This is a genomic window from Chitinophaga sp. NPDC101104 (assembly GCF_050277495.1).
GTDB lineage: Bacteria > Bacteroidota > Bacteroidia > Chitinophagales > Chitinophagaceae > Chitinophaga.
This window is the reverse complement of sequence record NZ_JBNNSF010000001.1, coordinates 3,503,898-3,515,984: the sequence shown is the minus strand read 5'-3', so window position 1 is coordinate 3,515,984 and position 12,087 is coordinate 3,503,898. Positions and strand designations below refer to the sequence as shown.

Below are 12,087 nucleotides of genomic sequence, written 5' to 3'. Positions count from 1 at the left end.
TTTCAGGTAAAGGATGGATAATGGAAAAGCGGCCGCGGATGGAGGACGGCGGCTTGTCCGGTCCGGTCATTTTTTGCCTTTCGGCCCCTTGGGGCCTTTGGTGTCGAGCTTGCCGAGGTTCTCGAAACCGTCGATGTTCATGCTTCCGGCGATGTCGGAGAGCTCTTCGATGGAGAAGTCTCCCATGAGCAGCAGCGCGAGGAATTCGTTGGTACTGCCGACCAGCATCACTAGTTCCGCTACGTTGCCTTTGGCATTTTCGCGGACCATGAATTTGAGATCGGTGTCCTTGTCGCGCAGGCTCATCAATTCTTCCATGCCGTTGGTAAGGAACTGGGCAGCTTCGCGGTAGAGGCGCTGGCCATCTTTGGTGTCTTCCTTGATCAGGATGCGCAGGCCTTTCAGTTTGCTGGCCAGCGTCATTACCTTCTTGGCGTCCGGATCATCGGAGCTCACTTTCGAAAACATGGAGAACATTTTCGGCGTGATGTTGATGACGGTGAAGGAATTGTCGTTCTGATACTTCTGGAAGAACTTGTCGATGGTGGTTTGCGCCACGGCCAGCTGGCTGCTGCACAAGAGGCAGAGTAAGGCGACCAGTGGAATGAGACGTTTCATGTGCGTTGAATTAAAGAATCAATCAAGGTTATATTGGTTTTTGAATGGCCTTAGTTTTTGCCCGTCACGAGGTCTGTGGCCTCATTGAAGTAGGCGATCTTTTCCATTTGCGATTTGCCCCTGTTCAGGTTTTTGGACAGCAGCTGAAGGGCGCGCTGCGTTTGCTGGTAAGCCAGTTTGGGATCGGAGTAGGTATCGCGGAATGCGAGGTCTTCCGACGTCCGTTTGTCGCGGAAGCTGTCTGCCGAATACAGCATTCCGGCGGCTACGAGCACGGCTGCGGCGTATTTCATCCATCCCTGCGTGATCGAACGGATGATGCCGGTTTGCTGCGGCTCGTCCCAGGGGGCCGGGCGGTCGGTAAACAGTTCCGGCATTTCCGGTATGCCGCTGCAATCGTGGTAATACCGGAACAGCGGCGCCGCTTCCTGGAGGTCTGCGGGCAACGTCCCTTCATGGCTGGCGTAAAAAACGCGCAGCTCCGCTTCTTCCGCTTCAGTGCTCTCGCAGGCCCAATACTTGTTCAGCAGGGTCCTGATGTCATTGTATTCCATACACTTGCAGGTTTTGTAACTGCTCCCGCACCTGTTTCCGGGCGCGATGCAGGTTGATTTTTACTTCCGGCAGCCCGATTTCGAGCATATCGGCGATTTCCTGGTAACTCAGCCCGTCCATATCCCGGAGCTGCAAAACGGTCCGGTATTTCTCCGGTAATCTGGCGATGGCCCCGTGCACCCTCCGCATCACATCACTTTTTTCGGCGTGCTGATGAGGCGTTTGATGCACGGAAGGCACTTCGCCGGCCCTGTCCAGGTCGTCGGTGACGCGATACTTGCGGCTCTTCAGCCGGTCGAGCGCCAGGTTGCGCGTAATGCGCATGCACCAGGCTTCGAGGCTTTGGAGCTCGGGCATCTTGTCGCGACTGTTCCACACCCGGATAAAGCAGTCCTGGACCACATCCTTCGCATCCTCCTCATTGCCGAGCAGGCGGAACGCAAAGCAATAGAGCTTTTGCCTGTACGGTATAATGAGGGACTGGAATGCGCTGGATGTCATGCGTTTATTTTAGAATGGCAGAAGGAGGCGGTTCCTTCGTTGTTACAAAAAGAAGACGACTGCCAATTATGTTTGTTACAAAATAAGAGGAAAATTTTTTCCGGTGCTGATTATCAGGTGGTTAGACGAATGCGGGGATCGATGACGCTGTAGAGCAGGTCTGCCAGCAGGTTGATGATCACGAAAATGCCGGCGGTGAACAGCACAGCCCCCATTACCACGGGGAAATCGAATTTTTCCAGCGCATCTACCGTTACTTTGCCTATTCCTTTCCATCCGAAGATGTATTCCACGAAAAACGCCCCGGCCAGGAGCTCGGCGAACCAGCCGGTAATGGCGGTGATCACGGGGTTGAGGGCGTTGCGGAGGGCGTGCCGGAAAAGGACCGTCCGGCGGCGGAGCCCCTTGGCATAGGCGGTCCGGATATAATCCTGGTTCAGCACATCGAGCATGGCGCCGCGGGTGAGCTGCACGATGATGGCCAGCGGCCGGATGCCCAGCGTCAGCGCGGGCAGCACCAGGTTCCGGAGGTTCAGCACCCTGCCCCGGAAAGGATCGATGTCGTAAAGGCTCCCTGTCATATGGAGGCCCGTCCAGCCGGCCAATACGAACCCGAAAAGGTAAGCCAGCACGATCCCTGCAAAAAACGACGGCGCCGAAATGCCGGTTACGCTGGCGAACACGGCGCCCGTATCCATCCAGGTGTTTTGCTTCACGGCAGACAGTACCCCCAGCCCGATGCCCACCACGGTAGCGAAGAGCATAGCGGCCAGTGCCAGCACCAGCGTGCCCGGCAGCGCTTCCGTGAGTATTTCCCAGACGGGTTTCTTGCTTTGGTAACTGCGGCGGAGATTGGGCGTTTTTACGACGAAAGCGCCATCGCCCACGGAGAATATCCGCAACGCGGGCATTTCCTTCAATTCGGCGGCAGATAAAACGCCGATGGGCGACAGGTCATGTAAATAATACAGGAACTGTACGCCCACCGGTTTGTCCAAATGCAATTCCTTCCGCACGTTTTCCAGGCTGGCCACGTCTGTCCGCTGCCCGAGCGTCATCCGGGCCGGGTCGGCCGGGAGCACGTTGAACAGCAAAAAGACGATGCTCACCACCCCGAAGAGCACGAGCAGGCCGTATCCGGTTTTGCGGAAAAGGAATCGCAGCATATGGCTTACGGGATATCGTTATGGTGATATTTGGCCTTGATCGTGCCTTTTTCGAGCACCAGCAGGCAGGGATTGCTACGGCCGGCCGTCTTGATGGCGGTACCGTCCATCTGCAGGAACTCGAAAGTGATCCCGCGGTTGGCCTTGAACTGTTCCACGGCTTCCTGGCTGGAGCTGGTCACGCCCATGAGCACGATCTTTCCTTCCGCCGCCATCTGCTGGTATTTTTTCATCCTTTCTTCCCAGCCTTTACCGGCCTTGCTCACGTCGAGCACGAGGAAGAGGTATACGGGCAGGGGCTCGGTGAGCACGGCCCTGTTCATATTATTACCGTTGAAATCGTTCAGGATGAAATCCTTGATCGGCGGTTCGGCGTTGCCTTTCTTGATCAGCTTGTCTTTCCGGTCCACGAACTTCCAGGTGGTATCTTGCCAGGGGTAGTTTTCCGTTGTGTACTCCTGCTGCTTGCCGTCTTTTTCATAGATCATCACGGTTTCATACACGTCGGGCGTAGATCCCGGAGGCGGTTTCATCTTGTCGAGGATGTTGTTGCCGACTTTGTAAGGCAGGCAATCCACGATGGGCAGGTGCGCCAGCGCATACCATTGCACGGCAACGGGGAACAGCACGGCGAAGATCATCACGGCGTTGCTGGTTTTCGGTGAAAACAGCGGCTGGATGCGCTTGTTGAAGATGAAGATCACGAGGATCATCACCAGGAGGATGATATCTTTCCAGAACGACTGGTCGGCCGTGAGCTTGATACAGTCGCCGAAGCAGCCGCATTCGCGGATGAGGCCGCTGAACAGGGCGAACCCGGTGAGGAAAGTGAAGAAGATGATGAGTAAAAGTAGCAGGAACGAGAAGAAGCGCATGCGGTAGCCGATGAGCACGGCAAAACCGGCGATGATCTCGAACGCGTTCATGATCAGGGAAAGGGCCAGGGAAAAGGGGATCATGAAGTGCAGGTGCAGCACTTCAAAAAACTCGTCCATCTTGTAGCTGAGGCCAAGCGGATCGTTGGCTTTGATCAGTCCGGAAAAGATGAACAGCACCCCTACGATGATGCGAAAAATGGTGATGATTGGTTTCATAGTGGTTAAAGATAGGAATGTTAATGCTTTTCTTCAAGCAGGATGAGGGCGAAAACGGCATAGTTGACGATGTCTACGTAATTGGCGTCGATCCCTTCGGAAATGAGGGTCTTGCCATCGTTGCGCAGTATCTGTTTGATCCGGAGGAGCTTGGTGAGGATGAGGTCTACGAACGATTCCTGGCTCATCGAGCGCCAGGCTTCGCCATAGTCGTGGTTCTTGGCTTCCATGACGGTGCGGATGAAGGCGGCTTGCTCATCATACAATTTCGACACCTGTTCGGCGGGAAGGTCGGTATAAATATCGTCAGAAGGCAACTGCAGCTGAATGAGCGCGATGACGCCATAATTGATAATGGCACGGAATTCCCCGGAAATATCATCGGCTACCTTCTGCACGCCCGTTTCCTGGATGGTGCGGATGCGCTGGGCTTTGATGAAGATCTGGTCCACGATGGAAATGGGGCGCAGCACGCGCCAGGAAGTGCCGTAATCTTTTGTCTTCTTGATGAAAATGTCCTTACTGCTGTCGATCACCTGCTGGTATGTCATTCAATTGCTGATTTTAATTTGCCGTGAAAGGCGGTGGGGAATGAAGGATTTCGGTAATTTTGACTATCCATCACTTTCATAATCACTGCCTCTTGCGTTTCAAAAATACATCATTACGGAAAGATTTCACCATCCGCTGCCGCGGAAAGTTGCTGAGCCTGGCCGAGCCCCTCGTGATGGGGATCATCAATGTGACCGACGATTCCTTTTATCCGGACAGCCGCAGCCGTGAGCTGCACGACGCCGTGGTGCGCGCCGAAGCCCTCCTGGCCGATGGTGCCGCCCTGCTCGACATCGGCGCCCAGAGCACCCGGCCCGGCGCGCCCGAAGTCGGGGCCGCGGAAGAAGTTGCGCGGCTGGTACCGGCCATCCACGCCATATTATATAAGTTCCCCGAAGCCGTGATCTCGGTGGATACCTACCACGCCTCCGTGGCCGAAAAATGCATCCTGGCAGGGGCGGCGATCGTGAACGATATCAGCGCCGGTGAAATGGACCCCGAAATGATCCCGGCCGTGGCCGCGCTCCAGGCGCCTTACATCGCCATGCACATGCAGGGCACGCCGGCCACGATGCAGCAAAACCCTCGTTACCAGGATGTAGTGCAGGAAGTGCTGGACTATTGCATCCAGAAAACCGAAGCCTGCAGGGCCGCCGGCATCCACGACGTGATCCTGGACCCGGGGTTCGGGTTCGGCAAAACGATATCGCACAATTACCAGTTGTTGCGGGGCATGGGAATGCTGCACCTGGCGAATGCGCCGTTGCTCGTGGGCGTTTCCCGGAAATCGATGGTTTACAAATTGTTAGGCTCCACCCCTGCCGAAGCCCTCAACGGCACTACCGTTTTGCATACCGCCGCATTGGAGCGGGGCGCGCATATTTTGCGGGTGCACGATGTAAAAGCCGCCGTGGAAGCGGTGCGCATCGTTTCTTTCATGGAAAGCGCATAGTGGGCCAAATATTTCTATTTTTACAGCTATGAAGGATGTATACGAATTTTACGGATTTGAGTTTCGTTGGCTGAATGTTGTGGACCTGCTGATTGTGATTTTTCTCGTTATCCAGCTGTACCGCCTGCTGAAAGGCAGTCTCGCTTTCAATATTTTCATCGGCCTGCTGATGGTGTATGCCGCCTACTTTCTGGTGCGCTCGCTGCAGATGCCGATCCTCACCAACATTTTAGAGAATTTCATCAACATCGGGCTGATCGCCATTATCATCATCTTCCAGCCGGAAATCCGGAAGTTTTTGCTGGTTTTGGGAAAGAAGACGCCCCTGAGCAAGGACTCCTTCTTCACCAAACTGTTCCTGCCAGACCGGTTCAAGAGTTATAAGGAAGAAGAGAACATCATCAACGAGATCATCGTGGCCGCGGGGCACATGGCCGCGAGCCAGACCGGCGCCCTGATCGTTATTTCCACCACCTACCGCGTGAAGTTCGACACGGCGTCGAGCATCGCGATAGACGGGAACGTGAGCGCCAAACTGATCGAAAGCATCTTCGAGAAGAACAGTCCGCTGCACGACGGGGCGTTGATCATCGTCGGCAACAAGATCCTGGCCGCCAAGGTGATCCTGCCCATGTCGGAAAACCCGAACCTGCCCACGCGGATCGGGATGCGCCACCGCAGCGCCGTAGGCATTACGGAACATAGCGATAACCTGGCGATCATTGTGTCGGAAGAGCGCGGAACAATTTCCTATGCGCAAGACGGGCAGCTGGTGCAGAACGTGCAGCTGGAAGAACTGAAAGTGAAACTCTACGAAGTGCTGGTCGACGGACTGTAATTGTTATCAGGAAGTAATTTGAGATCCTCCCCATGCGGGAGGATTTTTTTATGCATGCCGTTGTTTGGATAATACCGGTAATGTCTGGCCAGCATCGCCGATTCGCTTACCGGCTGCAAGCCTTCTTTCCATCTCCAACACACCCCTTAAAATACAAAGTCCTCCCGTTTTACCGGGAGGATCTATGTTTGGGGGGATGATGATAGTAATGATAATATCATGGCCGGCAGAGCCGGAATTTTGCTTTGTAACCGCTGACCTGGAGCGAATATTCGCCTTCGGGCAACGTGGATAGCCGGATGGTGTACACACCCTTTCGGTGCCCTCCTTCCAACGGTAGGATCCGCACAGGCAGATTTTGCCCGTTATAGATCGTACAGGGAATCATTCCCGCATGTGTTTCCAGCGAATGGACCTGTATTCGGACGCTGTTGTTGTTCACAGGCAACAGCACCGGTTCGGTCAGGTGCGTATGGATGAAAAATAAAAGACTCCAGTAAGACATATAGAACCGTTTAGGCTGATCAGGTTCTTTTACAGGAGCTGGTTAGATTGGATGCCCAAATATACAACTATTTAATTTCTTTCATATTTCAATTTTGTTAACTCCGAGTTAACGGGTCAGAAAACGTCCTGCAGGTGCAGGATTTCAGGCTTTTCACCCGGAACGGCAAAGATGGAAAGGATGTCGAACCGGATGTGCCTGACCTCTCCGCCGTTTTGCTCCAGCCAATGTTCGGCCACCTTGCGCAGGTGCTCCTCTTTCTTCCACCCCACCGATTCTTCCGGCATCCCGAAAAAACGCGAACTGCGGGTTTTTACTTCGACGAAAACTACCGTCCCGCTTATCTCCGCAATGATGTCTATCTCCTTCCGCCCCGCTTTCCAGTTGCGGTGAAGGATGCGGTAACCGGCGGCTGCCAGGTGCTCCGCGGCCAGCCGTTCTCCCAAATTTCCCAGTGATGAGTCGCAAGCCATGCGTTTTTGTCTATTTTTACGGTTTAATAAAGGAAAAGTATGCGAGACCCGAATTTATTCTACCTGACAGGAAAAGTGCAACATTACGCCTGGGGCGGCTTCCGGTACATCCCCGAGCTCCTCGGCCAGCCGGTTACAGACCAGCCCAGCGCGGAATACTGGATGGGCGCACACCAGAGCGCCCCTTCCCTGCTGCAAACCGATCAACCGCAACCCCTCAACGCCTGGATCGCCGAAGACCCCGCCGGCGCCCTCGGCCCCGCCGCCGCAGGCAGGTTCGGCGAACTGCCCTATCTATTCAAGATCCTCGACGTGAAAGATATGCTCTCCATCCAGGTGCACCCCACCAAATCGGAAGCGGAAAAAGGTTTCGCGCGGGAAAATGAAGCCGGCATCGCCCTCAACGCACCCAATCGCAATTACAAAGACGCCAACCACAAGCCCGAGATCATGGTGGCGCTCAGCGAATTCTGGCTCCTCCATGGCTTCCTGCCGGAAGACCAGCTCCGTAAAGTGCTGGCCACCATACCGGTATTCTCGGCGCTGGGCCCCGTTTTCGAAAAAGACGGATATTTCGGTCTCTATAAAACAGTGATGGAAATGCCGCAGGAAGAGGTGAACGCCATGCTGCGCCCCCTCGCGGAAAAAGTACTCCCCGCCTATCGCGCCGGGTCGCTGAAAAAGGAAGACCCCGCATTCTGGACCGGCCGCGCCATCGATAACGACCCGCAGGGATTGGAGCGCCTCGACCGTGGGATCTTCTCCATCTATTTCTTCAACATCGTATACGCAGCACCGGGAGACGCCGTGTTCCAGGACGCCGGCATCCCCCACGCCTACCTCGAAGGCCAGAACGCCGAACTGATGGCCAATTCCGACAACGTGCTCCGCGGCGGCCTCACGCCCAAATACATCGACGTGCCCGAGCTCCTGAAACACACCCGATTCGAAGCCGTGCATCCGAATATACTGAAAGGGGAAGCCATTCACGGTGGACAGGAACGCATCTACCCCACCCCCGCCCCTGATTTCGTGCTGAGCCGCATCGCGCTGAAAGCCGGGGAAACGTACACGCACACCTCCGTTGCTCCCGAAACCTGGATCGTGCTGGAAGGCACCGGCAGCGCGGAAGGACCGGGAGGCAACCAGCTGGCGCTGTCAAAAGGTAAAACGCTCTTCGCTGCCTATGGCACCGCGTACAAAGTGGTTTGCGAATCGGACCTGGTGATTTTCAAGGCGGCAATTCCATAATTGGTTATATTTGTGACAAGCAAACGCGCTTTATTTATGAAGAAAGAAAGTTTATCCAACGCGATCCTCGTAGCGTCGCTGATATTCGTTACCGTTCTCTGCCGGCTGGCGACCAACTATTTCGAAATTTACAATTTCACAGCGATGGGCGCCGGTGCACTGTTTGCAGGCGTGATCCTGAAAGACAAGAAATATGCCTATGCCGTACCGCTGGTTTCTTTACTGCTTACAGACCTGTTCTTCTACTTCTTCACTGATATCCAGGGCATCTACGGCGGCGAAATGCTGTTCGTGTACGCCGGGCATATGTTGGTTACCTTCATCGGCACCCGTATCCGCAAAGTGACCACGGGCCGTGTATTCCTCGGTGCAGTTGCTTCAGGGTTGGTATTTTACCTGATGTCCAACATGGGTACCTTCATTTTCAGGGACCTGTACCCGCACACGCTGTCGGGCCTCATCACCTGCTATTGGTCTGCCATTCCGTTCTACAAACAGGACGTGTTCGGCAGCTTTTTCCTGAACACCATCATGGGCAACGTGTTTTACACCGCGATCCTCTTCAGCGCTTATGCCGTACTGAAGCCCGTGTTCATCCGGGGCGAAAAGAAGGAAGCTGCCATCGCATAAAAGTTATCGCTGTAAATAAAAAAGCGGTCCTGGTTTTACCGGGACCGCTTTTTTTATGCCTTGTTGCCTGCTACAGTTTCCATTGCAGGAAGTGATAGTGTTCATGTTGCACTTTCTCCGACGGCGGTAGTTGCACCGGCACCGAAAACAGCGGGCAATCCGTCACCAGTGTATGAAACTCGCCGTTCTCGCCGCAAACGTCTACCCCGGCGGCCTCCAGGTCGGCGATGAGGACATCGTCCATTTCGCGGCCCAGGAATTCCGGGCCCAGTGTACCGTTGCACGACACGATCCGGCATTTGAGCCCCTGTTCCAGCATCCGGTACACGAGCATTTTGCGTTCCTGTTGCCAGAGCGGCAGCAGGGTTTTGAGGCCCGCGGCGGCACAGACTTTTTCTTCCCAGTCGCGGTGCGGCTGCAGATCGATGTCGCCGAATACGGCGGCGGTGGCGTTATGGGCGGATTTGAGCTGGCGGAGCGATGCCACGAAGTGCGTTTCGTAGTCTTGCCAGGTGCTGGGTTGCAGCAAAACGGGCAGCCCCAGCGCCGCGGCCTGCTGTTGCAAAATCTGCGGCGGCAGGCCATGGGAGCGGGAAATCTGCCCATTCTCGTTCAGTACGTTCAGGAGCGCTACGGGTTTATGGCCCGATTTCACGGCGGTCATCAGCGCAAAACAGCTGTCTTTCCCGCCGCTCCATGAACAAATGATATTTTCAGGGGGATTAGTCATCCAGTTTGAGCACAGCCAGGAACGCTTCCTGCGGTACTTCCACGTTACCGATCTGGCGCATCCGTTTCTTACCCTCTTTCTGTTTTTCCAGCAGTTTACGTTTACGGGAGATGTCGCCGCCATAACATTTGGCGGTCACGTCTTTCCGCATGGCGCTGATATTCTCCCTCGCTACGATCTTGGCGCCGATGGCGGCCTGGATGGCGATGAGGAATTGCTGGCGCGGGAGGAGCTCTTTCAGTTTTTCGCAGAGCTTGCGGCCGAAGTCCTGCGCGCGGCTGCGGTGGATCAGGGCGCTGAGGGCGTCCACTTTCTCGGCGTTGAGCAGGATGTCCATCTTCACGATATCGCTTTCGCGGAAGCCGATCGGGGTATAGTCGAACGAGGCGTAACCGCGGGTCTGGGATTTCAGTTTATCGTAGAAATCGAACACGATCTCGGTGAGCGGCAGTTCGAACATCAGTTCCACGCGGGTGGTGGTGAGATAGCTCTGGTTGAGCAGGATGCCGCGCTTGCCGAGGCAAAGCGTCATGATATTGCCGATGTAATCGGGTTTGGTGATGATCTGTGCGCGGATCCAGGGCTCTTCGATGCGGTCCATTTTCGTGGGCTCCAGCATTTCGGAAGGGTTGTTCACGATCACTTTCACGCCTTTGTTGTCGTAAGCGATGAAGCCTACGTTGGGAACGGTGGTGATCACGGTCTGATTGAACTCGCGTTCCAGCCTTTCCTGGATGATCTCCATGTGCAGCATCCCGAGGAAGCCGCAACGGAAGCCGAAGCCCAGTGCCTGGGAGGTTTCCAGCTCATAGGTGAGCGATGCGTCGTTGAGCTGGAGCTTGTCCATACAATCGCGCAGCTCTTCGAAATCCTCGGTAACCACGGGGAAAATACCCGCGAACACCATGGGTTTCACCTCTTCGAAACCTTTGATGGCTTCGGCGCAGGGGCGGTTGGCGAGGGTGATGGTGTCTCCCACCTTCACTTCTTTCGCGTTTTTGATACCGGTGATGATGTATCCCACGTCTCCGGCAAACACCTCGTTCTTCGGCTCGAGGCCCAGTTTGAGGATGCCTACTTCGGCGGCTTCGTATTCTTCCCCGGTGTTCACGAAACGGATGATATCGCCTTTCTTGAGGGAGCCGTTGTAGATGCGGAAGTAAGCGATGATACCGCGGAAAGAGTTGAACACGGAGTCGAAGATAAGCGCCTGGAGGGGTTCTTCGATATTGCCGGTCGGCGCCGGGATGCGGGTCACGATGGCTTCGAGGATTTCCTCGATGCCGATGCCCGATTTACCGGAAGCCAGCAGGATGTCTTCGTCTTTCACGCCGATCAGGTCGATGATCTGGTCTTTCACTTCTTCGATCATGGCGCCGGCCATGTCGATTTTATTGATGACGGGAATGATCTCCAGATCGTTTTCCATCGCCAGGTACAGGTTGGAGATGGTTTGCGCCTGGATGCCCTGGGCGGCGTCTACCAGCAGCAGGGCGCCTTCGCAGGCGGCCAGCGCGCGGGACACTTCGTAGGAAAAATCCACGTGGCCGGGAGTATCGATCAGGTTGAAAACGTATTTTTCGCCGTTTTTGGCGTTATAGGTCATCTGGATGGCGTGGCTCTTGATGGTAATGCCCTTCTCCCGCTCCAGGTCCATATCGTCCAACACCTGGGCTTGCATGTCCCGGTCGGAAATGGTCTTTGTAAATTCCAGTAAACGGTCGGCCAGGGTACTCTTGCCATGGTCGATGTGTGCGATAATGCAGAAATTCCGGATATTCTTCATATAAAAGACAAAATTACGAACCATCCTACCGCACGCTTCGCGTAACTTACTCGTTTCCCGCGGTCGACAATCCGTAATTAATTATTTGCGCAAAGGTATTAAATTTTAATCTTCTTTAAAGGGGCAAACCGCCTTTTGCCCGTATTTCTTTACTTTTAAAGCTAAAATATTCACCATGTCACTGCAACAATCTTTCGAAGCCGCCGTGGCGGCCAGTAAAACGCTCGACGCCAAGCCCGATAACGACGTGCTGCTGCAGCTGTATTCGCTGTACAAGCAGGCCACCGAGGGCGATATCAACGTGGAGCCCCCCGCCAATATGTTCGACTTCGTGGGAAAAGCCAAATATGATGCGTGGAACAGCCTGAAAGGCAAATCGAAAGACATCGCCATGCAGGATTATATTGATCTGGTGAATCAGCTGAAGAATAAGTAA

15 protein-coding genes are annotated in these 12,087 nt (G+C 54.7%); 5 read left to right on the top strand and 10 right to left on the bottom strand.

All coding sequences use genetic code 11. The features are described 5' to 3' along the window. Window positions 1-66 precede the first annotated feature (66 nt). From ACQKLP_RS14075 to ACQKLP_RS14050, 6 genes are all read right to left on the bottom strand, one after another. Complete coding sequence (locus ACQKLP_RS14075) at window positions 67-618, bottom strand: DUF4252 domain-containing protein (protein ID WP_427323379.1); 552 nt, start codon at window positions 616-618, stop codon at window positions 67-69. Between the two features lie 50 nt (window positions 619-668). Further along, on the bottom strand, window positions 669-1,172 hold the full coding sequence (locus ACQKLP_RS14070) for a hypothetical protein (RefSeq protein WP_427323378.1): 504 nt from the start codon (window positions 1,170-1,172) through the stop codon (window positions 669-671). Further along, a complete protein-coding gene (locus ACQKLP_RS14065) occupies window positions 1,159-1,674 on the bottom strand; it encodes an RNA polymerase sigma factor (RefSeq protein ID WP_427323377.1) in 516 nt (171 codons plus the stop codon). The genes ACQKLP_RS14070 and ACQKLP_RS14065 overlap by 14 nt, the downstream gene beginning before the upstream one ends. Before the next feature lie 113 nt (window positions 1,675-1,787). Then, a complete protein-coding gene (locus ACQKLP_RS14060) occupies window positions 1,788-2,840 on the bottom strand; it encodes an ABC transporter permease (protein WP_427323376.1) in 1,053 nt (350 codons plus the stop codon). 5 nt (window positions 2,841-2,845) lie between these two features. Then, window positions 2,846-3,934, bottom strand: a complete 1,089-nt coding sequence (locus ACQKLP_RS14055) for a BT_3928 family protein (RefSeq protein WP_427323375.1) — start codon at window positions 3,932-3,934, stop codon at window positions 2,846-2,848. A 20-nt stretch (window positions 3,935-3,954) separates the two neighbouring features. Further along, on the bottom strand, window positions 3,955-4,485 hold the full coding sequence (locus ACQKLP_RS14050) for a DUF1599 domain-containing protein (protein WP_427323374.1): 531 nt from the start codon (window positions 4,483-4,485) through the stop codon (window positions 3,955-3,957). A gap of 92 nt (window positions 4,486-4,577) precedes the next feature. On the opposite strand from ACQKLP_RS14050, the gene folP reads away from it, so the two are divergent. Next, window positions 4,578-5,438, top strand: a complete 861-nt coding sequence (gene folP, locus ACQKLP_RS14045) for a dihydropteroate synthase (protein WP_427323373.1) — start codon at window positions 4,578-4,580, stop codon at window positions 5,436-5,438. A gap of 28 nt (window positions 5,439-5,466) precedes the next feature. Then, a complete protein-coding gene (locus tag ACQKLP_RS14040) occupies window positions 5,467-6,276 on the top strand; it encodes a diadenylate cyclase (RefSeq protein WP_126243672.1) in 810 nt (269 codons plus the stop codon). Between the two features lie 217 nt (window positions 6,277-6,493). Here the strand turns inward: ACQKLP_RS14040 and ACQKLP_RS14035 are convergent, their stop codons facing one another. Then, window positions 6,494-6,781, bottom strand: a complete 288-nt coding sequence (locus ACQKLP_RS14035; RefSeq protein WP_427323372.1) for a hypothetical protein — start codon at window positions 6,779-6,781, stop codon at window positions 6,494-6,496. Window positions 6,782-6,897: 116 nt separating this feature from the next. Continuing rightward, window positions 6,898-7,254: a YraN family protein gene (locus ACQKLP_RS14030; RefSeq protein ID WP_427323371.1), complete on the bottom strand. Its 357-nt coding sequence runs from the start codon at window positions 7,252-7,254 to the stop codon at window positions 6,898-6,900. Window positions 7,255-7,293: 39 nt separating this feature from the next. Here ACQKLP_RS14030 and manA point away from each other — a divergent pair, with 39 nt between their 5' ends. Together manA and ACQKLP_RS14020 are read left to right on the top strand one after the other, a co-directional pair. Beyond that, window positions 7,294-8,505 (top strand): mannose-6-phosphate isomerase, class I, encoded by a 1,212-nt coding sequence (gene manA, locus ACQKLP_RS14025; protein WP_427323370.1) that lies wholly within the window; start codon window positions 7,294-7,296, stop codon window positions 8,503-8,505. Window positions 8,506-8,541: 36 nt separating this feature from the next. Further along, on the top strand, window positions 8,542-9,135 hold the full coding sequence (locus ACQKLP_RS14020) for a DUF6580 family putative transport protein (protein ID WP_427323369.1): 594 nt from the start codon (window positions 8,542-8,544) through the stop codon (window positions 9,133-9,135). A 70-nt stretch (window positions 9,136-9,205) separates the two neighbouring features. Here the strand turns inward: ACQKLP_RS14020 and ACQKLP_RS14015 are convergent, their stop codons facing one another. Next, window positions 9,206-9,865, bottom strand: a complete 660-nt coding sequence (locus tag ACQKLP_RS14015; protein ID WP_427323368.1) for a diphthine--ammonia ligase — start codon at window positions 9,863-9,865, stop codon at window positions 9,206-9,208. Beyond that, window positions 9,858-11,651 carry a translation elongation factor 4 gene (gene lepA / locus ACQKLP_RS14010; RefSeq protein WP_427323367.1) on the bottom strand — a complete coding sequence of 598 codons (1,794 nt, stop codon included), beginning with the start codon at window positions 11,649-11,651 and terminating at the stop codon, window positions 9,858-9,860. The genes ACQKLP_RS14015 and lepA overlap by 8 nt, the downstream gene beginning before the upstream one ends. A 175-nt stretch (window positions 11,652-11,826) precedes the next feature. Here lepA and ACQKLP_RS14005 point away from each other — a divergent pair, with 175 nt between their 5' ends. After that, window positions 11,827-12,087, top strand: coding sequence for an acyl-CoA-binding protein (locus tag ACQKLP_RS14005; protein ID WP_341839639.1), 261 nt, complete (start codon window positions 11,827-11,829; stop codon window positions 12,085-12,087).

Bases quoted from the DNA above. Each gene is read 5' to 3' on its own strand.
- ACQKLP_RS14035 (WP_427323372.1), bottom strand. From the start codon at position 6,781: ATGTCTTACTGGAGTCTTTTATTTTTCATCCATACGCACCTGACCGAA.
- ACQKLP_RS14005 (WP_341839639.1), top strand. From the start codon at position 11,827: ATGTCACTGCAACAATCTTTCGAAGCCGCCGTGGCGGCCAGTAAAACG.
- ACQKLP_RS14040 (WP_126243672.1), top strand. From the start codon at position 5,467: ATGAAGGATGTATACGAATTTTACGGATTTGAGTTTCGTTGGCTGAAT.
- ACQKLP_RS14015 (WP_427323368.1), bottom strand. From the start codon at position 9,865: ATGACTAATCCCCCTGAAAATATCATTTGTTCATGGAGCGGCGGGAAA.
- lepA (WP_427323367.1), bottom strand. From the start codon at position 11,651: ATGAAGAATATCCGGAATTTCTGCATTATCGCACACATCGACCATGGC.
- ACQKLP_RS14050 (WP_427323374.1), bottom strand. From the start codon at position 4,485: ATGACATACCAGCAGGTGATCGACAGCAGTAAGGACATTTTCATCAAG.
- ACQKLP_RS14060 (WP_427323376.1), bottom strand. From the start codon at position 2,840: ATGCTGCGATTCCTTTTCCGCAAAACCGGATACGGCCTGCTCGTGCTC.
- ACQKLP_RS14020 (WP_427323369.1), top strand. From the start codon at position 8,542: ATGAAGAAAGAAAGTTTATCCAACGCGATCCTCGTAGCGTCGCTGATA.
- ACQKLP_RS14075 (WP_427323379.1), bottom strand. From the start codon at position 618: ATGAAACGTCTCATTCCACTGGTCGCCTTACTCTGCCTCTTGTGCAGC.
- manA (WP_427323370.1), top strand. From the start codon at position 7,294: ATGCGAGACCCGAATTTATTCTACCTGACAGGAAAAGTGCAACATTAC.
- ACQKLP_RS14065 (WP_427323377.1), bottom strand. From the start codon at position 1,674: ATGACATCCAGCGCATTCCAGTCCCTCATTATACCGTACAGGCAAAAG.
- ACQKLP_RS14070 (WP_427323378.1), bottom strand. From the start codon at position 1,172: ATGGAATACAATGACATCAGGACCCTGCTGAACAAGTATTGGGCCTGC.
- ACQKLP_RS14055 (WP_427323375.1), bottom strand. From the start codon at position 3,934: ATGAAACCAATCATCACCATTTTTCGCATCATCGTAGGGGTGCTGTTC.
- ACQKLP_RS14030 (WP_427323371.1), bottom strand. From the start codon at position 7,254: ATGGCTTGCGACTCATCACTGGGAAATTTGGGAGAACGGCTGGCCGCG.